Annotated in this window: 19 protein-coding genes; 5 read left to right on the top strand and 14 right to left on the bottom strand. The window is 33.0% G+C overall.

The window, feature by feature from the left end:
- Nucleotides 1-71: 71 nt before the first annotated feature.
- The 5 genes from NQQ59_RS18580 to NQQ59_RS18560 all read right to left on the bottom strand — a co-directional run bounded on the left by NQQ59_RS18580 (nucleotide 72) and on the right by NQQ59_RS18560 (nucleotide 7,838).
- On the bottom strand, nucleotides 72-590 hold the full coding sequence (locus NQQ59_RS18580; protein WP_144217050.1) for a ferritin: 519 nt from the start codon (nucleotides 588-590) through the stop codon (nucleotides 72-74).
- A gap of 88 nt (nucleotides 591-678) precedes the next feature.
- Entirely contained in the window at nucleotides 679-1,035 is a 357-nt protein-coding gene (locus NQQ59_RS18575; RefSeq protein ID WP_144217048.1) for a hypothetical protein, read from the bottom strand.
- A gap of 249 nt (nucleotides 1,036-1,284) precedes the next feature.
- Nucleotides 1,285-3,141 (bottom strand): RagB/SusD family nutrient uptake outer membrane protein, encoded by a 1,857-nt coding sequence (locus tag NQQ59_RS18570; protein WP_144217045.1) that lies wholly within the window; start codon nucleotides 3,139-3,141, stop codon nucleotides 1,285-1,287.
- Between the two features lie 4 nt (nucleotides 3,142-3,145).
- Nucleotides 3,146-6,472, bottom strand: a complete 3,327-nt coding sequence (locus tag NQQ59_RS18565; RefSeq protein WP_186296611.1) for a TonB-dependent receptor — start codon at nucleotides 6,470-6,472, stop codon at nucleotides 3,146-3,148.
- A gap of 226 nt (nucleotides 6,473-6,698) precedes the next feature.
- A complete protein-coding gene (locus tag NQQ59_RS18560; protein ID WP_144217040.1) occupies nucleotides 6,699-7,838 on the bottom strand; it encodes a FecR family protein in 1,140 nt (379 codons plus the stop codon).
- Nucleotides 7,839-8,002: 164 nt separating this feature from the next.
- Here NQQ59_RS18560 and NQQ59_RS18555 point away from each other — a divergent pair, with 164 nt between their 5' ends.
- Both NQQ59_RS18555 and NQQ59_RS18550 read left to right on the top strand, forming a co-directional pair.
- A complete protein-coding gene (locus tag NQQ59_RS18555; protein ID WP_144217036.1) occupies nucleotides 8,003-8,545 on the top strand; it encodes a sigma-70 family RNA polymerase sigma factor in 543 nt (180 codons plus the stop codon).
- 28 nt (nucleotides 8,546-8,573) lie between these two features.
- Nucleotides 8,574-9,350 (top strand): alpha/beta fold hydrolase, encoded by a 777-nt coding sequence (locus NQQ59_RS18550; protein ID WP_144217034.1) that lies wholly within the window; start codon nucleotides 8,574-8,576, stop codon nucleotides 9,348-9,350.
- A gap of 84 nt (nucleotides 9,351-9,434) precedes the next feature.
- Here NQQ59_RS18550 and NQQ59_RS18545 read toward each other — a convergent pair whose 3' ends face one another.
- A complete protein-coding gene (locus tag NQQ59_RS18545) occupies nucleotides 9,435-9,809 on the bottom strand; it encodes a hypothetical protein (RefSeq protein WP_144217032.1) in 375 nt (124 codons plus the stop codon).
- A 25-nt stretch (nucleotides 9,810-9,834) separates the two neighbouring features.
- Nucleotides 9,835-10,155 (bottom strand): roadblock/LC7 domain-containing protein, encoded by a 321-nt coding sequence (locus NQQ59_RS18540; protein ID WP_144217030.1) that lies wholly within the window; start codon nucleotides 10,153-10,155, stop codon nucleotides 9,835-9,837.
- Between the two features lie 288 nt (nucleotides 10,156-10,443).
- Here NQQ59_RS18540 and NQQ59_RS18535 point away from each other — a divergent pair, with 288 nt between their 5' ends.
- Nucleotides 10,444-10,587, top strand: coding sequence for a hypothetical protein (locus NQQ59_RS18535; protein ID WP_186296610.1), 144 nt, complete (start codon nucleotides 10,444-10,446; stop codon nucleotides 10,585-10,587).
- 6 nt (nucleotides 10,588-10,593) lie between these two features.
- On the opposite strand, the gene NQQ59_RS18530 is transcribed toward NQQ59_RS18535, so the two are convergent.
- From NQQ59_RS18530 to NQQ59_RS18500, 7 genes are all read right to left on the bottom strand, one after another.
- On the bottom strand, nucleotides 10,594-11,268 hold the full coding sequence (locus NQQ59_RS18530) for an ATP-binding cassette domain-containing protein (RefSeq protein ID WP_144217027.1): 675 nt from the start codon (nucleotides 11,266-11,268) through the stop codon (nucleotides 10,594-10,596).
- A 299-nt stretch (nucleotides 11,269-11,567) separates the two neighbouring features.
- A complete protein-coding gene (locus NQQ59_RS18525; protein WP_144217025.1) occupies nucleotides 11,568-14,330 on the bottom strand; it encodes a PD-(D/E)XK nuclease family protein in 2,763 nt (920 codons plus the stop codon).
- A 63-nt stretch (nucleotides 14,331-14,393) separates the two neighbouring features.
- Nucleotides 14,394-15,845, bottom strand: a complete 1,452-nt coding sequence (locus NQQ59_RS18520; RefSeq protein ID WP_144217023.1) for an OmpA family protein — start codon at nucleotides 15,843-15,845, stop codon at nucleotides 14,394-14,396.
- A 113-nt stretch (nucleotides 15,846-15,958) separates the two neighbouring features.
- On the bottom strand, nucleotides 15,959-17,152 hold the full coding sequence (gene kbl / locus NQQ59_RS18515) for a glycine C-acetyltransferase (protein WP_144217021.1): 1,194 nt from the start codon (nucleotides 17,150-17,152) through the stop codon (nucleotides 15,959-15,961).
- 83 nt (nucleotides 17,153-17,235) lie between these two features.
- Nucleotides 17,236-20,394, bottom strand: a complete 3,159-nt coding sequence (locus tag NQQ59_RS18510) for a UvrD-helicase domain-containing protein (RefSeq protein WP_144217019.1) — start codon at nucleotides 20,392-20,394, stop codon at nucleotides 17,236-17,238.
- A gap of 83 nt (nucleotides 20,395-20,477) precedes the next feature.
- Nucleotides 20,478-21,074, bottom strand: a complete 597-nt coding sequence (locus NQQ59_RS18505; RefSeq protein WP_144217018.1) for a lipoprotein signal peptidase — start codon at nucleotides 21,072-21,074, stop codon at nucleotides 20,478-20,480.
- A gap of 119 nt (nucleotides 21,075-21,193) precedes the next feature.
- Nucleotides 21,194-21,409, bottom strand: coding sequence for a hypothetical protein (locus NQQ59_RS18500; protein ID WP_144217016.1), 216 nt, complete (start codon nucleotides 21,407-21,409; stop codon nucleotides 21,194-21,196).
- Nucleotides 21,410-21,590: 181 nt separating this feature from the next.
- Here NQQ59_RS18500 and NQQ59_RS18495 point away from each other — a divergent pair, with 181 nt between their 5' ends.
- Entirely contained in the window at nucleotides 21,591-21,947 is a 357-nt protein-coding gene (locus tag NQQ59_RS18495; protein ID WP_144217014.1) for a roadblock/LC7 domain-containing protein, read from the top strand.
- Nucleotides 21,948-21,980: 33 nt separating this feature from the next.
- The gene (locus NQQ59_RS18490) at nucleotides 21,981-22,361 is read left to right on the top strand and encodes a hypothetical protein (protein WP_057115205.1); all 381 of its coding nucleotides are present in this window, start codon (nucleotides 21,981-21,983) and stop codon (nucleotides 22,359-22,361) included.
- The last annotated feature ends 251 nt before the right edge of the window (nucleotides 22,362-22,612 follow it).

Genomic DNA, 22,612 nt, shown 5'->3' with positions numbered 1-22,612 from the left:
TCTGAAACTAACAAAAAAGCCCTTAATAATGATTATTAAGGGCTTTTTAAATATTATAAATCAGTTTCTAATTATCCGATTTTTGAAATCTGAACATCCAATTGGAATTTACCGTCAGCTTCGTTTCCGTTGATTAATTCGAAAAGTTCTAATGCTCTTCTTGCGTTTTTCTCTTCTTCTCTTTGCTCAGCTACATACCACATCATAAAATCTTCTGTAGCATAATCGTTTTCAAGTCTACATTTTGCGATTACTTTATTAATTGCTTGAGTAACTGCAATTTCGTTTTGTAAAGCAATTTCAAATACTTCTCTAAAAGAAGCAAATTCTTGCTGTACTTCAGGAACAGATGGCGTAATTGCAATCCCTCCCATATCTGTAATGAATTTGAAAATTTTTAGAAAGTGCTCTCTTTCTTCTTCAGCTTGCTTGTATAAATACTCTGCTGTATTTGCAAAACCGTTTCTATCCAACCATGCTGCCATAGCTAAATATTTGTTAGAAGCATCGCTTTCTAATTTTGCTTGTAAATTCAATATATTTTCTACGCCTTCAGTTAATGACGTGCTTGTTCTTAGTAAATCTTTCATAACCTTTAATTTTTATAATGTAAAATTACAAAAACTTAACAAAGGAGCCCTAAATGTCTGAAAATTTGGATTTAATCTAAGTAAGAATCTAAATAAGCTCTACATTTACAATATTACAAAGCATAGAATGTAAACTGAGCGTGAATTTAGTTCCGTTTAATAATTCTCTTAATTGCACAATTTCACAGATAGTAAGATTTCTGGAAAAGTTTCTTTTGGTAGTTTCAATCAACTGTGCATCTGACTGATCAGACAGGTCGTAAAGCATATTAAGAATGTCAACGTTATTCACCTTTCTTTGAAAAATCAAAAAATCTTGAATCTTATAACTTGACACTGTATCAACAAAATTGATAATGATACTATTGGTCAAATCACATTGGTAACTGTATCCTTTTTCGGTTTCAAACAATATTTTGTTGGTCAAATCGCTAACTAATGCCATTCTGATAAAATTATTAACGGTGCAAAAATATGTAATTTAGAACAATTATACACATAATTAAGACTAATTTAAAATAACAAACTGCAATTATATTTTTAAAAATGTGATAAAAAGACCAAAACACTCCTATTTTAAAGCGTTGATAGTCTGATTTAAGTTTAGAAATTTCCTTAGTAGAATCCATTTTTTCCCATAAAAAGTAAAGGCAGACCTTTCAGCCTGCCCTAACCTAACTACTAACCAAACTCTTTAATATCCATTAGTTCCAAAATCTTTGGCATTTGAAATGGCATCCAAAAATGATCTCGGAATAGGTCTAACTATATGTTTTTCATTAATAAAATTTGCTCCTGCAATTGGATTCGTCTGATCTAAATATGTTTTATTTAATCTTCCAGTACGTTTTAGGTCTGTCCATCTTGTATGTTCACCAGACAACTCTCTCGCTCTTTCTTTTAAAATAAAATCAATATTCATATCTCCGCTTGTCACTAACATTTCGTTTTCTCTTGATGTTAAAGCGGCTCTTTTTCTCAAAGTGTTTACGTAACCCAATGCTTTCGTTGGATTATCATTTAAAATAGCGGCTTCTGCTGCAACCAGATAAATTTCTCCTAAACGAATAATCGGAATATCTCCCAACCAATACTGATTACTTTGACAATACAATGCCGCAGAGAATTTTCTCATCGCCGGAAACATATTGATCAAATTCGGATCGTTTGGATACATGGTTGGATCTTTGTATTTGTTGGTTCCTGGTTCAAAAATATCACTTGGATCAGCAACAAGCATTGGCATTTTACTTTTCACAACAGGATCGATATTCCAGTTAGGAGTAAAAACGGCTAAACCTTCATCATTATTCATATTGATTTGCTCTTCTATTCTTTGAGAATAAAAATTAACCGCTGGAAGTGCCTGAGCCAAAGTATTTTTAATCGTATATCCTACTACCGAAGCATCTTTTTTATAAGCTGTAGCCATTGCCTGAGTAATCGTTTTATTGGCAGCAGCATAAAATTTAAATGTAAATGTTTCTGCAAAACGTGTATCTGCAGGCGATGGTACTGGAGCAAATATTTCTGTCAACAAATATTTACTTGGCTTTAGCATACGGCTGTTGGCTCTTCCATACAAAATACTGGTTGCTCCAGCTCCCCACTCAGCTCCTCTAGTTGCTAAATCCGGTAAATAATATTGTCTGGTTCTTCCTCTGTTGAATCCTTCAGGATTTAATCCTCCTGGATCGATTCCTTGAGTGAACAAAAATTCGGTGTTTTTCTTATTGTTGTTACCGTCCCAAAGTTTTTTAAATCCTGAAGCTGTATTATCGCTTACATAAAGAGCTGTATTGTATTTCGCTGCATTATTGATTAATTCTTCTGCAGTATCTAAAGCTAGTTTAGAATACGCTGCAACATCTCCTAATCGTGTTCTTTGCAAATACACTTTAGCCAACAAACCATAAGCTGCTTTTTTAGCTACTCTTCCCTGCAAAGTCTGAGTAGTTGGAAGGTATGTACAGGCAAATTTTAAATCTTCAATAATTAAATCGTAAAATTCTTTTTCAGAACTACGAACAGGCGCGTTATCTGCTCCTTCAACAATAGAAGATTTTGTTCTTAAAACCACACCTCCAAATTGCTCAACGAGTATAAAATTGCTAAATGCTCTTAGAAAATAAGCCTCTGCCAATTTAGCATTCATTTCCTCTGTTGATGAATATCCTTTAACATCTTTTGAATAATAAATTGCCGTGTTGCAAAGATTTATCGTCGCATAAGTTGTACCCCAGATTACTTTAACATTTCCATCGTCAGGATTCAACTGGCTTGTATATTGTGTGTAACCAATTCCGCTAGTACCAATATTTTCCCAAGAATCTGTTCCTGCTTCTGTTGGTGCTATATAATCTACTTTTCCATGAAGGAAATACAAATTCTCATAACAACTATTAATCAATCCTTCGAATCCTGCTCTTTCACCATAGGATTTATCCAAAGAAATAGTGGTTAAGTTTTTTTCATCTAAACTGCATGATTGAGTCAAACCAACCAGACAAAACATTAAGATGACTGTTTTTATATTTATATACTTTTTCATACTACTATAATGATAAATTAAGACCAAAAATAACTTGTTTAAATAACGGGAACGAATCTGATCCTCCGTTCTCTGGATCAACGTCTTTCAATAAATGACTTCTACTAAAAACAAAAGGATTATAAGCTGTCGCATACAGTCTTAAAGAATTCAAACCGCTTTTTTTAAGAAAATCTTCCGGCATAGAATAGCCAATTGTAATATTCTTGATTTTGATATAAGAGGCATCTACAAGCTCTAATGCCGACTGGAATTGTGTATTAAAAGTTCCTCCTGGTCTTGGAAAATCATTTGTCGGATTGTCTTGTGTCCAGTAACTATAAGTATCCGGTTGCGCCTCTTTATTCCAATATCCTAATACCTGAGCACGCATCATACCGCCATACCTTCCGTTTACAAACACTGTGAAATCAAAATTCTTGTACTTAAATGTATTCTGAAAACCAAAAAAGTAATCTGGAACATTATTTCCAACAATCATTCTGTCTTTTGTAGAATAAACGTGCACCCCATTATCCGATACTCCATTAGCATCAAATTGCTCTACAGTTTGTAATTTAATATCTCCAGGTTTTGCACCATATAAAGCTGCTTCTGCTTCCTGACCTAATTGCCAGATTCCTATTTTTTTGTAATCATAGAATACACCTCCCGCAGCCGGAGTTTCTCCAATGAATAAACCTTCCGAAATTAATTGACTAACACTCAGATTTCCTAAATCAATATTGGTTAGTTTTTCTTTTGCATGTGTGTAAGTGAATGAAGTATTCCATTTAAAGTTTTCTGTCTCAATATTTTTAGTATTGATAGCTAACTCAAAACCTCTATTTTGCGAAGTAGCAATATTCGAAGTCTTTTTATAAGGTGTTTTCGCATCATAACCTCCTGAACTGGTTGGTAGGCGACGATCCCATAAAATACCATCTGTCTCAGTCCAGTAATATTCAGCTACAAGATCTATTCTATTTTTCAAAACAGATACATCTAAACCTAAATTCGTATTAGTAGAACGTTCCCATGTTAAATCAGGATTTGAGATATGTTCTGTTGGCACATACATAGGTAATGCCGTTCCGCCACCAAGAGAAAGACTGCTTGCTTTAGTCGAAGTACGAGTCAAACTAGAATACGGATCAATGTTTGCCGATCCTGAAATTCCGTAACCAAGTCTAAGTTTTAAGTTATTCAACCATGAGCTTGTTCCCTCCATAAAACTTTCGTCGCTAATACGCCAAGCCACCGATGCAGATGGGAAAGCCGACCATTTATTACCTTCTGCCAAAGGAGAAACCCCATCCCATCTATTGGTTAACTGAAATAAATATCTTCCTTTGAAACTATAGTTAAAACGCCCTGCAAACGACATTCTGTTAAACTGACTGTAGGTATTCATTCTTGTAGTAAGATTTTTTACAGCTCCCATGTTATAAAATAAGAAATCATCATAATCAATACCATTTCCACCTAAATAGGAACCTTCAGATCTGCTGTCAGCCCACGACGTAATACCTGTTAAACCAAAATCATGATCTTTGCCTAGTTTAAAATTGTAGTTCAATATGTTTTCCCAAATATAACTGTAGCCTAAAGTTATATTGTAAGTAGCTTCACTTGCAGTTCTTCCTTCTGTCAGCAAATTGTATGAGTTTTTGCTTTGAAAAGTACCTGCTCTATTTCCAGAAAATCTTGTTCCTAAATTCGATCTTAGTTTCAAATTTTTAGCAAATTCAATCTCCACATAAGGATTGAATTGTATGTTGTAACCTATAGATTCATTCGCAAAAGCTCCTGGATAATTATTCGCCAAAATGCTAATATTGTTTGGATCTCCTTCTATCGGATATAGATTTACAACTCCGTTTTCATCAAATGGAACTCCTAAAGGATAAACGCTGTATGCTTTGTTAATTCTACTGTTTGTAGAACTTCCTGTATTGTAATTTAAAATCAATTGGAAACCCGTTTTGAATTTATCGCTGAATTTTAAATCAATTCCTCCTCTTGAATTGAATTTATTGCTTTTATCATTTTTATAAATTCCTTCTTCACCTACATATCCTAAAGAGAAATATCCTTGTACTTTTTCAGATCCACCTCTCATAAAAAGGTTGTGGTTTTGCTGTGTTCCAACTTGTAAAGTTTCATCAATCCAATTTACATATTGTCCATTTTGAATTGCAGCTACAGCTGAGGCATTCAAACCTAAATCTGTCAAACTTGTTGCTTGATAACCATTGTCCAGATAAAATCGGTCACGTTTGTAATTTAACCATTTCTCACCTGTAAGCGGTGCGGGAAAAGAAGAGAAACCATTTAATCCGAAATAACTGTTGAAGTCTATTTGTGTTTTTCCCGCTTTTGCTTTTTTAGTCGTTACAATAATAACTCCATTAGCTCCCGAAGAACCATATATTGCAGTAGATGAAGCGTCTTTTAAAACATCAATTGTTTCAATATCATTTGGATTCAAATTATCAATACTTGAAGGAATTCCATCAACAATATATAACGGATCCTGACTAGCCGTCAAAGATCTGTTTCCTCTAAGTAAAACTTTTGGAGAGGTTCCTGCTCTTCCTGATGGACGTTGAATATCCAGACCTGAAACCCTTCCCTGAAGTGCTTCCATCGGACTAGAAACTGGACTTAATACAATATCAGATGATTTAACCGTTGCAACAGCTCCTGTCAAATCTTTCTTTTTTACGGCTCCATATCCAACAATTACAACTTCATTTAATGCTGAATTTTGCTCATTTAACATTACGCTCAAAGATTTACTTTGACCAACTGTTACCTCTTTATTTTCAAATCCAATAAAAGAAAAGACCAAAACACTGTTTGATCCGCCTACGCGAATAGTAAACTTTCCATCTAAATCGGACGACACTCCATTAGAGGTTCCTTTTTCTATGACATTAGCTCCTGGTATCGGCATATTTTTGGAGTCTGTTACTACTCCTGTAATTTCAATACCTTGCTCCACTATCACCTTAGGAGCCGTAGTTTTTTCCGTCAGATTTAGCTTTTGTTTTTTCTTTACTAATAGAATTTGACGATCATTTATACTATAAGAAATGTCGGTATTTTTAAATACTTCATCCAGTATTTCAGCTATTCCTTGTTTCTTAACGTTAATCGAGACCTTTCTGTTTAGATCTATTACACTGCTTTCAAAAAGAAATCGATATTCCGAAACAGATTCGACTTTGTTAAACAGCTTTTCGACCGGAGCATTCTTTATATCTAAGGTCAACTTTGTATTTTGCGAATAGACACCAGCTTGAATTCTCATCAAAGAAAGCATCAATAATAGCGTGGTTAGTTTCATTTTTAGACTAATTTTAGGCAAATAAGGACTAAGCCAATTCCTCTTAATTATATTTTTCATAATTTTGGATTGATTTTAAATGATTTAATTTCGATACGTCGTTTAAAACACAATACTAAATCGGGAAATACTGGTACTATTTTCCGATTTTCTTTTCTTGTATTTCTTTAAAGAATTACACCTTCACTTCATAAATTGGTTTTTAGTTGGTTAATAAATTAGTTAGTTAGTTTATTTTTATAAGCTTCCCTTCTTTCTTAAAAGTAAAGCCCTGAATTTTACCCATTGTTTCCAATACCTTTTCTATACTTTCGATATTTTTATTAAAGCTGGCATTGAATTTTTTATCTAAAATATCTTCTCTATTATTTTCAATAGTAACATTATAAGTTCTTTCGAGTTTAATGATAATATCTCTAAAAGCTGTTTTTCTAAAAACAATTTCCCCATTGATCCATTCCGTATAAAAACGAGTATCAACCTGATTTACAGCGATGTCATTATTATTACTATTCCAAGTTCCCTTTTCACCTGGAACCAACATCGTTTTCTTATTTGCATCATTAGCGTCACACAACTTAACAGAACCTTCAATCAATACCGTATTAATATCAGCATCCTCTTTATAGGAACTCACATTAAACTTTGTTCCTAAAACTTTTACATCAACCCCTCTTGTTTTCACAACAAAAGGATGCGCTTTGTCTTTGGCAACATCAAAAAAAGCTTCTCCGTCTAAAACTACTTCTCTCTTATTTCCTTTAATAAACTGAACAGGATATTTTAAAGAAGAACCTGCATTCAGATTGACCATTGTACCATCAGAAAGCGTTACTTTAAAAGTTTTTCCGTATGGAATTTTAATTTCGTTGTAAACCAGTTTATGCTCTGATTTATCTGAATGATAATTGATTTCATTATTTTTTTGAGATGCAACTACTTCTCCGTCTTTTTTAATTATTTGCTGCTCTCCGTTTGGACTTAAAACTTGAATATCTCCATTTTCTAAAACCAACTGAATGGCATCTGAAGGAACTTCTATCGTATTTTGTTTACCATTTTTATATTGAAAAAGATAAACTAAACCCAACAGGCAAAACAAAACTGCGGCATATTGAAAAATATTTCGCCAATTAATTACGACTGTCTTTTTATCTACATTTAATTTTTCTTTTAATTCTTCCCAGTTCTCATCGGTATCTATCGATTCTGCATACGATAATGCTTCTTCTAGCAAACCATTACTCTGAAGGTTTTTTATTAATTCCTGTTCTTCAGCAGATAAGGAGGCTATTTTAGTATCATCAATCTTTCCTTCAGACCTAATTTTCCTAAGGATATTAATCAATTTTGAATTTTGAATCATTGTTTTTTATCTAGTGGTTTCTATTATGTTAGAGAAAAAGATTTTTAGGGTGACAACAAACTAAAAAATTTTGATTTTTTTTACAGATTATTAAAAAAAACTAACTTTTTATTTTACATTTGGCACTATGTAATCCATTACAAACGAATAAATGGTATTTGAAGATGTTGAATTATAAAGATTTGAAAATATTTGAAGCCTTATACAAAGAGCATTTTGTGTTTTTTTCTTTGGTGTCCTTTAACATTGTGAAGGATAAAGATGTAGCGAAAGATATTGTTCAGGATTTTTTCACTTATCTCTGGGAAAAAGAAGAAACTCTAAACTTCACCATTTCATTTAAAGCTTATGGAACAAAAGCCATCAAAAATTTGAGTCTGCAACATTTGGAAAAACATAAAACTATTAGTTTAAAGACAAAAAAAATGGCCCTTCAAAAATCTGAAGAGCAAATTATTTTCGAAAACACTGAAGAAAACAAGAAACCTAAAATTCAAACTTTAATAGAAAAAATTCCTCAAGCTAGAAGAGAAATTTTCATGTCGCACGTTGTGGAGGGATTGAGTTATGCTGAAATAGCCGAAGACCAAAATATCTCCATAAATACAGTCAAAACACAAATGAAAAGAGCTTATGCTTCTTTAAGAGAATCACAAAATAATGCTGCTTTAAATTTCATTCTCTATTTCATATGGCTAATAAAATAGCGTATTTTTGCTATATAAAATTTCCATTTTGAATCACATACTTTACAAAAACACCAAAATATCCTATTCCGATACCGGAAAAGGAACTGCAATAGTTTTACTTCACGGCTTTCTTGAAAACAAAAAAATGTGGACAGAATATGCCAATTTGTTTTCAGAAAAATATCGCGTTGTAACCATCGATTTATTAGGACACGGCGAATCGGAATCTTTAGGCTATATTCACGAAATGGAAGAAAACGCTAATGCTGTCAATCAGGTTTTAGAACATCTAAAAATCGAAAGAGCCATCATTCTTGGACATTCTATGGGCGGTTATGTAGGTTTGGCTTTCGCCGAATTACATCCGAAAAAAATCCAGAAATTAGTTTTACAAAATTCCACTTCAAAAGAAGACAGCGCCGAGAAAAAACTAAACAGAACACGCGCCATTAAAGCGGTAAAACAAAATTACGTGACATTTGTTAGTTTGGCGATTGCCAATTTATTCAGTGAAAACAACAGAGAAAGATTATCCGAAGAAATTGAAAAAGTAAAAACCGAAGCTTTAAAAACACCTTTACAGGGAATTGTTGCTTCTTTGGAAGGAATGAAAATAAGAAAAGACAGAGAATGGCTTTTACAAGAAAACCGTTTTCCAGTTTTATTGATTTTAGGCAAAAAAGATCCGGTTTTAAACTACCAAGAAAGTCTTTCACAAATTGAAGACACAACAGTCGAATTAGTTTCTTTTGAAGATGGCCATATGAGTCATATTGAAAACAAAGAAGCTTTAAAAACCATTTTATTAGATTTCTTCGAATAAAGTCTAACATTCAAAAAATCGAAAAAGGCCATTTCTAACCGAAGTTGAAATAGCCTTTTTCTCATTGTTGGGGGCAAAATATTGTTATAACTTTGAAGTAATATCTTTTTTATATTTAGACAAAGTCGCTCTTGTTAAACCAAGATTAGCTTTTGTAGAATCTACAGCTAGATAGATAAAATATCTTCCATCTTCAGAAACATCAATAATATGAATTTGATCTGTCAATGTAATTAAAATATCATTAATTTTTTGATTTAACCCTAAAGCTCTAAGCGCATTCAATTTAGCTTTTACTACTTCTAAATTATAAGCAGAAGCCAATTCCGGATCAAAATCAGGTCTTACAGTTAATGAGCAATAAGACATTCCTGTTTCAACTTCAGTAACAGAAACAGCGATAAATCCGTTAACATTTTCCTTTAAATCGTTTTGAAAATTTTGTAAAAAATCTGACATGTTTATTAAATGTTTGGTTTTAAAATTAATTATTAAAAACAGAGTCCATCTTACGAAGTAACAACCCCATTTTACTTAAATCCTTAGAAAGTAACGCAATACAGTTATCATCTTCGCTTTTGGTCGCAACAACAATTCCGTCGTTGTTTTTGATCATAACTTGTTTAAGATCACCGTTATTTACGTCTTCAGACATTTCAAGGCACATCTTTAAGATCATACCGATCATTGCTGCAACATTCCCGTCGTATTCTAAATTAACAGACTCGTTTAAGATTCCATCAATATTAAAACTCAAGCCAGATTCTGCTCCAGTCTCTTCTACTAGTGTTTGTAAATCAATCATATTCTTTTATTTGTCATGTTTTGGAAGCGGCAAAGATATTTCAATAATAGCAATTGCTCGATAAACACTTGTTAAAAAAAGAAGACATATAACCTCCTGACTGACTTTTATTTATCATCTAATTAATCGTATTTTTTTGAAGAAAATATTTAAAAAAAATTAACATAAAAAACATATTGCATTAAAATCGTAACATTTCGCTTCATAAAATTCATTTATAAAATTAACATTTGCAGAAAGTTGCATTTGCAAAAAGTTTTTATATAGCTTTGCAAAAAAATCATCCAAATGAAAACTGTTGACGAATTACGCTTTGACCTCAATGTAAAACTGGAGAAGTTTAGAAGATTTCGTATTGAAAACGGACACATCAATAATACGACTTCTGGAGAAAAATCTAAAAAGGGTTTCTTCAAAAAAATATTCAGCTAAAAGCTCTTAAAAAACAGCCGGACTTACAAGATAACCATTTTCAAAAAGTTCGGCTTTGTTTTTGATTATCTGCAACTTACCTTCTTTCAACAATCGCAGACCTGTAGAAATTTTCAAAACATTTTCATAGTTATGATCTGTAATCAGAATTCCTTTTTCTTTAGAATTTTCTTCAATTAATTCAGTTACGACCTCGATCATTTTAGGAGACAAGCCATTAAAAGGCTCATCAAGCAGAACAAATTTTGATGTATTAAAAAGAACAAGTTTTATCTGCAAATATCTTAATTCCCCAACAGAAAGATTTCTAATTTTTCTATTTAAAAGAGGTTTTATAAAAACATCTTCACAAAATAAAGCTGTTTTTTGTTTATCGATACCCAAATGAATTGTCCTAATTACGGACAAATGATTCGGAATGAATTGATCTTGATGCAGATAAGCAATTTCATTTATTAAATTGGAAGATTTATTCTTTGAGACACCGTCAATAAAAACACTTTTATCAGAAACAGGCAAAAGACCACATATGCTTTTTAGCAAGGTTGATTTTCCTGAACCATTTCTCCCAAACAAACCAATTATTTCACCCACTTCAATTTTCAAATAAACATCTGAAAGTATTGCTTTTGAGCCAAACATTTTTCGAATACCACTAACTTCAATTACATGTGTTTTCAAAATAATTTCAGAATAAATGCGGCTAATAGAGCCAAGATTAAAACCACAAAAAGATTCAATAAAAAACTGAAAAATATCAATCTATTCTTTGAAATTCCGTTATTCGAATAAAATAAATATTCATTTTTACGGTATCGCTCTTTAAAAAAAATACTAAAAAGAAAACCGATTGTAGCCAACATAAATAAAAAACCACTAAAACTCCCTAAAAACAATCCGAACAAAGAACATGAAAAGTTCACCATCAGTGTCGTTTTATAAAATTCAAATATGTTATTTATTTTTCTCACAAAGCAGCTTTATACTTTTTCCTCAAAAGGAATATTTATATCCAGAATTTCGCTCAGCAAATTAGCAATTTCATCCAAATAAGAATTCATTATTTCAGATGTCACCAAAGTAGTTAATTCTTTTTCTTCTTTATAACCAAAAGGTAAAAATCCTGATTTCAAATTTTTAAAAGAAATAATCCCCACTTCAATTGGCAGATTGCCAGCTTCTTTCTCAAACATAAAGGCGTAAGCCAAAACCTGGATGATTTTATCGTTTTTAAGCTCTTGTGTCAATCCGTTCCATGATTTCAATACTACATTAGACTTTTCTACTTTTCCCGTCTTATAATCGATAATTCTGATTTTTCCATCACGACGTTCGATCCTATCCACATTTCCTTTAATTAAAACAGGGAAAGGCAATTTCGGATGAACAAATTCACGTTCAAAAGTTTGCTCCAAAGCAACAATTTGAATCGCTTCGTTATTTTTGACAGCATCCAGTTCCATTCTTAAAAAGTTCGACACATTTCGTTTCGCCACTTCAAAAGCCAAAAGATTTCGACCTTTTTTAATTTCACCTTCTTTATACACCAATTTAAACTGTTTCAAAACCTCTTCATCCAGCAGTTTGAAACAATTTAAAAGATCATTTTCAGAAATAAATTTTCCGATAAAAGGCTCATACAAAGCCTTTAATGTTTCGTGAATAATCGTTCCCAGAGTATTTAATGCAATATTTTCCTCCACTTCTTCAACTTCGCGAATTCTCAATATTTTTTGAAAGTAAAATTCAATCGGATTTCGAATATAACTCGTCAATGCTGATGGCGAAAAACCTGTTGTCGCAATTTCCTTCAAACGCTCCATCACCATATCAGATTTCGGAACAGAAAGAGGCTCATAAGCCGTATTAGGCAAAACAGGATTATAAATATCAAAAGTAATATTATGGTTTCTTTGCTTTTCAACTTCAAGCTGCGTAATAAAACGACTTCTTTCCCCCGCATCTAAACCATCATTTTCAGTATTGTAAATCAGATAGATGTTTTTTGCTCTCTGCAATAAATGATAAAAATGATAGGTATAAATGGCATCTTTCTCTTTAAAAGTCGGAAGACCCAATTCCCGCTTTACATCATACGGAATAAATGAATTTTGCGATTTACCAGCAGGAAATTTCCCTTCATTCATTGAAGTTATAATAACCGTCTCAAAATCGAGAACACGACTTTCCAAAACCCCCATAATCTGCAGACCACGCAAGGGCTCTCCTTCAAAAGACACTTCTGCCAAATCTATAATTTGCTTATAAATCGCATGAAGCGTATCAATATTGTCAATATGATTATGTTTAGAATAGTAGTTTATGAGTTTATTAATTACCTTAAAAACCCCATAAACAAATGCTTTAGCAATTTTCTCCTCTTCATTATCGTTGCTAAAATGTTCTTTAACCGCAATCAATAAAGCCGAAATAGTATTCAAAACAGCAACAGAACCATTCTCCCACTTTTCAAACAAAAGATTAAAAAATTTCGATTGATTCGGATGAAGCTCCAGAATTTTTTGATGCGTGATAAACGTATAATTATTCTCTTTAATAATTCTAACCAATGACTGAGCATTTGCATAAGGCTCAACCAAAGGATGCGTTAAAATATCCAAAACATCTTTATAATACAAAACATAGCTGCTTCCCTTTCGTGAAAGCGCATTTGTATGCATTTTAAACAATTTAGCAATTAAAATCTGGGAGGGATTATTTTTGCCCGAATACCCCATCGTTATATTCAATGCACCAACAGAAGAAGGAAGTGAATACAAAACCGGAACCAATAAATTCTCTTCTCCCAAGACAACAGCCACTTTATCCAAAGAAGCACCCGGATCCTGATTTATCAAATTCTCAATAATACTCCCTGCTAATTTTGCCTGCCCAATTGTTTTCGGAGTTCCAATAATTTGAATGTTTTTTGACTGAGAAAAATCATCCACAATCCATTCAAAAGGTTGTCCTTTATAATGCTTCCAACTTTCTTTAAAACGCCTTAAAAAAAGCCCTGCATCATGATAGGGATCATTTAAAAAAACCTGATCTGCATCCCAATAAATCCTAGCCTGATCAAGCGCGAGCAAATGCTGCACTATTTTTTCCTCAGCAGCATTTAAAGCATTAAATCCCGCAAAAATAAAAATGCGATTCCCGATAGTATTAGAGAAATGATTTAGATTGTTTACCGCCTCACGATACACCAATCCCTGGTAACCGATCGATTTAAATAACAAATGATTATAAAGCGACTCGTAGTACAAAGGGAGCAACTTCCAAAAGTCAATATAATTTTCGAGAAGCTTAGTTTTTTGATCAACTTCTAAACCCCATTTTTTGATATCCTCAATATCTTTTAAATACGAAAGAACATGAGACGGATCTAAAAGATAACGATCAATTTCATTAAAATCCTGCAAAAGTGTTTTGGCCCAATTTGCAAACAATTCAAACGACTGCTGATTTTTCTTTTCTGTAATAGACAAATATACTTCATAAAACTCAAATAAAAGCTCAATTGAATCTATAGAACGAATCGAGGCAACGTCTTGCACAAAATCTTCAATACTTGTAATTTCCGGAGCAATAATAGTTTTATCCGTTTCATTTTTAAGCGCTTCAATCAAAAAAACTTTTGCTCTTTTATTAGGAAGAATTATAGTTATTTGAGAAAGTTTCTCAGCATAATCTTGAATTACGACACCAGCAATTTTTTGTAGAAAAGAAGTATTTATCATAGTATAAAAATAAAAAAAGCCATTCAATTAAGAATGGCTTTTCATATTTATTTAGAAAACTAATTATAGTTTACCTTGGTATTTAGAACCAATGTGTCTAATTTCAGTTCTTCTGTTTTGAGCTTTACCTGCAGCAGTTTTGTTACTTGCAACTGGTTGAGAAGCACCAAATCCTTTAGCTTCTAAGTTGTCTGGGCTTACACCTCTTTCAACTAAAGCGTTCAATACAGCGTTAGCTCTATCTTCAGAAAGTTTTTGGTTGATTTTAGCAGAACCCGTACTATCTGTGTGTCCTTCAATAGAGAATTTCGCGTTTGGATAGTTTTTAAGGATTTCTTTAATAGCATCTAATCTAGCTGGAGTTTCTTTGTCACCAGTTTTGAAAGTAGCTTTTCCTGAGTTGAAGTAGATTGCTCTAGCTTGAACTTTAAGATCTTCTAATGCAGCAGAAGTTACTTCTGGACATCCTCTGTTACTTGCAGGACCTGGAACTGTAGGACAGTCATCATCTTTATCAGCAACACCGTCTTTATCAGCGTCTAAGAATGGACAACCACCGTTTTCTTTAGGACCAGCAACTGTAGGACATTTATCGTCTTTATCAGCAATTCCGTCACCGTCAGTATCAGGACAACCTTTTAAAGCAGCTAAACCAGCAACATCTGGACAAGCGTCATCTTTATCAGCAATTCCGTCTCCGTCTGTATCAGGACATCCGTTTAAAGCAGCTAAACCAAATACATCTGGACAAGCGTCAGAAGCATCAACGATTCCGTCACCGTCAGTATCAGGACATCCGTTGAATTGTTTTAAACCTGCAACATCTGGACAAGCATCATCTTTATCGTAGATTCCGTCTCCGTCAGTATCTTTACCTCCGAATTTGAAAACTAAACCTGCTGTGTGTTGGAAAACTGATCTATCAAGAGGTTTATCGTCATTAGCAGCTACAGCCCATTTGTATCTTGTAGCTAACTCAAGACCAATAGCATCTGTAAACCAGAAAGTAACACCTGCACCTGGGTTAACAGTTCCAAAACTGTTATCTCCGAAGAAAGTATAGCCTCCACCAACAGATAACGAAGGATCAATCACTTTAGATTTGATTAATTCTTGGAAGCTGTATTTGATAGTAGCATCAATTCCGTAGTACATTAAATCTCCAGGATTTGTTACAACGTTTCCTCTTGAATCATGATCTGGAGCAGCTGGATTGAAAGTAACCAATTTATCAATTTTGTTTACAGACCCCTGCAAACCAACAGAGAAACCACTACCAACATATCTATTTACACCAATGTAAGATAGAGAAGGAAGGATATTCCAGTTGTCTTTTACTGCGAATGGCTGAGAAAAGTGCTGATCAAAAAATCCACTTCCTGAACCTGAACTTGTTCTTGTATCCACAGCATTAACCCCAAAAGAGATCGCCCATGGATTGTTGCTATCTTGCGCGTGAGCATTTAAACCCATCGCCATCAAAACAGCAACTAAAAGTTTGTTAAGATGTTTCATACTTAATTTTTTTAATTACAATTTAGTTAATTACAAGCAAAAGTAACACCAAATTTTTTAAATACAAAATGAAATGTTAAAAAAAACCTACAAAAATTTGACCAAAGTGGTAATTATATAACTTTTAACATTTTACCGACAACCGTGAACGCATTTATAGCCTTATCTAAGTGCTCTTTTTCGTGTGCCGCAGACAGCTGAACTCGTATTCTGGCTTTATCTTTTGGAACTACCGGAAAGAAAAACCCAATAACATAAATTCCTTCTTTTAAAAGTTCATTCGCCATTGTCTGCGACAGCTTTGCATCATACAACATAACTGGAACAATAGCCGAATCTCCATCTATAATATCGAAACCAGCTTTTTTCATACCTTCTTTAAAGTAATTGGTATTCCATTCTAATTTATCACGTAATGTTGTATCTTTTTCTAGTAATTCAAACACTTTTATCGAAGCCCCAACAATTGAAGGCGCCAAAGAATTTGAGAACAAATAAGGTCTTGATCTCTGACGAAGTAATTCTATTATTTCTTTCTTAGCAGTAGTATAACCACCCATTGCACCACCTAAAGCTTTACCAAGAGTTCCTGTAATAATATCTACTCTTCCCATCACTCCTTTAGCTTCAAGAGTTCCTTTTCCTGTAGCTCCAATAAAACCAGCTGCATGACATTCATCCACCATTACCATTGCATCGTATTTATCAGCAAGGTCACAGATTTTATCTAAAGGCGCAACCAAACCATCCATTGAAAACACACCATCTGTTACAATTAATTTAAAACGAGCTCCCGCTTCATTTGCTTTAATTAATTGCTGCTCCAGATCTTCCATATTGTTATTTTCGTAGCGATAGCGTGCTGCTTTACACAAACGAACTCCATCAATAATAGAAGCATGATTCAAACTGTCCGAAATAATTGCATCATTTTCACCAAGTAAAGGCTCGAAAACTCCTCCATTTGCATCAAAAGCTGCCGCGTACAAAATCGTATCTTCCGTACCATAAAAATCAGCAATCTTTTTTTCTAGTGTTTTATGAATATCCTGAGTTCCGCAGATAAAACGAACAGACGACATTCCAAAACCATGTGTATCTAAAGCATCTTTTGCCGCCTGTACCACTTCTGGATGTGATGAAAGCCCTAAGTAGTTATTAGCACAAAAGTTCAAAACAGTTTCTCCTGTCGAAATTTTAATCTCAGCACCTTGTGGAGACGTTATAATTCTCTCCTTTTTAAAAATTCCATTTTCTTCGATTGTCTGCAACTCACTCTGCAGATGTTCTCTTATTTTACCGTACATTTTTTCATTTATTTAAAACGTTAAAAATTAACAACTTAACAATAATAAAGCTTCGTTATTTCTTTAACATCTGATTAATTTTTTCACAAATTTACCACTTCAATTTCCGCTCCTATATACACCAGAGCCTTTTTTAACACTTTGTACCCTAAATCCTCAATCGCATCCTGATATTCTTGAATTTGTTGCTGATATTTTGCATTTACAACACCTGTTTTATAATCCAATAGAAAAGCTTCTTTATTTTCTAAAAAAACAACCCTGTCCGGTTTTAAAATCCTTCCTTGTTTTTGCACAATGGTTTGTTCATTTAAAACAGTATGACTTCCATCAAAACAAACTTCTAGTTCGGGATGATTTACAATTTCTCTCAGAGTCTGTAGAACTTGATCAACCTGATCATAAATTATTAATCCGTTTTCAAGTGCTTTTGTTACAGCCAGATCGATATCTGATTTATCTTTTACAAAAGCCAAAATTTCGTGTACTATATTTCCATAAGAAATTGCTTCCTGCTGATGCGTCCCCCACATCAAAGCCTCACGTTGGGCAATTTTAATATTTTTCGGATTTAAAACTTCTCTTACAATCGGAATTGACTTCACCAAATCAACAGTTTTTGAAGCTTTTGAAAGTCTGGTTTTAGCTCCAAATTCGTAAACTAATTTCTCTTCTTCGTAAACTCCTTGATGAATTAGGAATTTAATAAAAAACGAAGCCATGTTATTTGGATATTCCCCATCTTTCCTTGCTTCAAGAGATTGTGAAATCACATACAACTGCTCTTCTGCACGAGTCAATGCCACATACAAAACATTAACATTATCCAGCAGTTCTTCTTGTTTCTTCAGATTAAATACAGCCGATGCGTTTTCACCAAAACTTTCCACAATACTACTATTATCAACCAATGCTTTTGGCACTCCCAAATCGACTTCTTCAGTATCAAGCCACAATTTATCTTTTGGTTTTCGATTGTAATCTTCATCCGCAAAAGGCATAATTACTACCGGAAACTCCAATCCTTTTGATTTATGAATTGTCATAATACGAACAGCATTATTTCCTTCGGGTGAAGGAATACTGAATTTCTCCGCATTTTTATCCCAGAAAATCAAAAAATCAGCTATTCCAGATTGATTTCTAATATCCCTTTCCAAAACTATATCTAAGAAAAACTGGACATAAGCATTTCCTTCTGAAGGAAGAATAAATTTAGAAATTACAATTTCAACCGCTTCATAAAGCGATTTCTTTCGAACATCTTTAAAAGAAAACGAAACATCAAAAGTTAAAAGCCAATCTTCAAATTCTTTTTCCAACCTATGCCCCATTCCCATTGCAATAAAGTCATGAATCGGCATCGCCAAATCTTTTGTTGAAGCCAAAAAATGAAGAAAATTTGCTTTTGATTCTAAATCAGCACTATTACTTAAATACCGAAGCAGATGGACAATCAATCGAACCTCCGAAGCATTCTGAACCATTAATGTTTCTGAAGACAAAAGCGGAATTCCTTGTTCAGTCAAATAATTAGCAATAGCAATTCCCTGCCCTCTTTTTCGAGTTAGAACTACAATATCTTTATATTCAAATCCTTGTTTTAAAACTTCTTGAATAGTATTTAAAGTTGCCAGTACATACAAATCTGATTTCTCCACACCTTCTTCTTCATCAGCAATTTCATTTTTATCTGCAATTGGAAGAAATGAAATATTCACATAACCACCTTCTTTTGAGTTGATATTTTGAAAACTGTGATTCTCATACAAATCTTTATAATCCTCATTTGCAAATTCAGCCGAAATCAGTTTAAAAAAAGCATTATTAAATTCAATAACCTCACTATAACTCCTATAGTTTGTATCCAAGTGCTTTACCCTTTTTTCGTGATGAAAAAAGGCAACCTCATCTTTACTTAATTCAATAAATTGTTCTGCTTTCCCTCCACGCCAACGATAAATAGATTGTTTGGGATCACCAACAATCATTAGCGTCCCTTTATTTCCTAAATCATCTAAACCTGAAAGTGAATTATCTATAAGCGGAATCAAATTCTGCCATTGCATTTCTGAAGTATCCTGAAACTCATCAATAAAAAAATGACGATAACGTTCTCCTAATCGTTCATAAATAAACGGCGCAGGCTGATTCTGAATTTCGCGGTGAATAATAGCATTGAATTCAGAAATCGACAAAATATTTTGTTCAGACTGAATTTTAGCCAATTCATTACTTACCGTATTAAGCAAAGAAAGTGGCGTGATATTTTTTAAAAAGGCTTTGTAAAAATCTCTTTTTTCAAAATTTTGATACGCCTCTTTTAAGATTTGAAGTAATTCTGGAATAATATTCTCAATTAACGCTCGGTCTTTTGCTGTTTTATTAATCGCAATATCCTCGAATTCGTGAAAAGTTTTATTCTTAGGATTGAATTTTCCATCCCTAATACTATCTAAATGATTGGGAAAAGTTCCTCTCGAAAATGATTTTGGATCGATTCCGTTTTTATCAATTAATTCAATTGCTTTAACAGCCAATCCAGCATTTGTATCTTCCAACTCTTTACAGAGCGCCTGCATTTTCTTTTTAATCTCAACAAACTCTCCAATCGTTTTATCTTGAAAATGAAGAATTTCATTTCGGTTATTTTCATTCAAAACCAATCTTCCTGTATCAAGGATCTCGCGTGAAATATCCCAACTTTTATCATCATCGGTTTTTTCCATTGTAAAATCGATGAGCAGTTTGGTCAATGTTTCATCTTCACCAGCTTGCGCAATAATAGCATCGACCGCTTCAACCAATAAATTTTCAGTATCCAAAGTAACCTCAAAAGTCATTGGAAGATTTAAATCATGAGCAAAGGCACGAATAACTTTATGAGTAAATTTATCAATAGTAGAAATATCAAAAGCCGCATAATTATGAATTAAGTGCTTTATGATTTGCTGTGATTTAGTTTTAATTTTAATAACTGAAAGCCCCGTTTCCCGAGCCAAATCTTCCATTAAATCAACCGCTTTTGAAGAAGGATCATCTTTTGCAAATTCAGACAAATTACCAACAATACGGCTTTTCATTTCATGAACCGCCTTATTGGTAAATGTGATGGCTAAGATGTTTCGGTATGCATCGTGTTTTGGCGAGGAAAGAATAATTTTCAAATACTCTTTAACCAATGTATAAGTCTTTCCTGATCCTGCAGAAGCATCATAAATGGAGAAAGACGGACTTTGCATAGTTTGATTTTTTGTATCGTAAAAATAGCACTTCTAAAGCACTATTCACTAAAAAATCAAAAATAAATGAGAAATCTTTAAAATTAATGTTTTGGAAATGCTTTTTTATTGAAAACCAAAAGTATTCCTACTCCAGTTGAGATCGCCATATCGGCAACATTGAAAATAGCATTAAAAAAAGCGAAGTGTTTACCTCCAAAAACTGGAAGCCAAGTTGGAAGTTCACCTTCCCAAATTGGAAAATAAAACATATCTACAACCAAACCGTGAAACCATGTTCCGTATGGAACCGGAGAAAAGATAGTTGCTAAATTATGAGTACTGTCATCAAAAATAACTCCATAGAAAACAGAATCGATAATATTTCCTGCTGCACCTGCAAAGATCAATGCAATAGCCACTATTAAATAAGTTGACTGACGTTTTTTTACCACATCAGAAAGCCACCAGCCAATTCCGAAAACCGCAAAGATTCTAAAAACAGTCAATATTAGTTTTCCATATTCTCCAGGAATTTTTGTTCCCCAGGCCATTCCTTCATTTTCAATAAAATGAATTCTAAACCAGTCAAAAATTACCACTTCTTCTCCAAGAACAAAATTGGTTTTGACATAGATTTTAGAAAGCTGATCAACAATTAAAACTAGAAATATAAGGAAATACGCTTTTCGTAATGACATTTTATAATTTTTTGATGGGCAAAAATAACAATTTAATCAAAAAAAACGCTCCTAAGGGAGCGTTAATTGTTTTCTAATAAAACTAAACTGATTTTAAGTGCTAATCTAAACCAGATAGTTTATTTTTTCACAGCGGCTTTTGCTGGTGTTTTTGGACTGTCGGAGAAAAAATCTGAAATAGACTTGAATATTCCTTTGCTTTCTTTTCCGGCAGCAAGCTTCTTCGCTTCACCCTTTTTTACATCAGCCTTGAACTTGATACGCAGCTTTTCAAAATCTTTCATTCTGCGCTCTACATCAGAGTTTACTTCTTTGAATTTCAATACTTTAGCCATAATGTAAGTTTTTTACAGTAAATAATTTAAATTATTAATGATTTGGTATTACAATGATACATAATTTAATTTATATTTGTTAAGAAAAATTAACACTTGTTTAGCAAGATTCAAAATTAATTTTCAAACCAAACACCAAAACAAACTAAATTTAACATTCCTCCCTAAATCCTACAAAATCATGAATGAAATTACAACTACCCTAAATGACTTTCTTGTCAGCACCAAATCTACTGCAGCATTAATCTTAAACGGAAAAGGAAAATTAATCACTTCCTTAAACCTTGACTACGGAGACAGTATCGCCGCAATGAGTGCAGCCATCTTATCAATGAGTGAAAAATTTTTAATTGATCTAGAAAAAGGCTCTTTAAAACAATTGTACTTAAAAAGTTCGGAAGGCGTTATCGTTGGAAACAAAATCAGCGGTTCAAATTTCATTGTCGCTTTTTCTAAAGAAGGAAGCAATCTTGCATTATTGATGCGTTCAACAGAAGAAGTATCTGCCGAATTAAGCAAAAATTCCCTATTGAAATAACATAAATCTATTAACAAACAAACCCAAATGACTATGAGTAATGATTTTTTAAACGTGTTTTTAAATGAAATGAAAACCAACGTTAACGGCTTTATTGCTGTTGCTGTAACAGAAATTGAATCCGGATTAAGTTTTGGAAATTTAACTATCGATCCAAGTTTTGACCCAGAACTTGCCGCCGCTTATAACTTAGAAGTTGTAAAAGCAAAATTAAGCGCAGTAAAAGCTTTAAATTTAAACCAGGACATCGAAGATATTTTGATTACTTTATCGAATCAAATTCACATTATCGACATTTCTCCTAACAAAAAATTCATGATCTACCTTGCTGCCGATGCTTCAAAAGCAAATTTAGGTATGACAAGAGCTATATTAAGAAAGCATAAAGCTGAAGTTGAAAAAAACCTAGCGTAATTATATCAGTTATAAATTTTAAAAACCGTCCTTACAAGACGGTTTTTTTTATTATCATTTAATCATTAAAACTCAAATCATTAGCTCTAGTCTCTTCTTACAAAAACAAGCTACATCAATTAAGCTTATTTTGACTATATATAAATAATTTCTTTCAAACCCTAATTTCATTAAGCATCCACAAAACAACTAAACATTAAACAAAAAAAACGCCCCTAAAAGGAGCGTTTTTCTCTTACGTATTTCTACGT

Origin of the sequence: Flavobacterium panacis, from assembly GCF_024649945.1 — a bacterium.
Classification (GTDB): domain Bacteria; phylum Bacteroidota; class Bacteroidia; order Flavobacteriales; family Flavobacteriaceae; genus Flavobacterium; species Flavobacterium panacis.
This window is presented reverse-complemented; position numbering and strand designations above follow the sequence as displayed.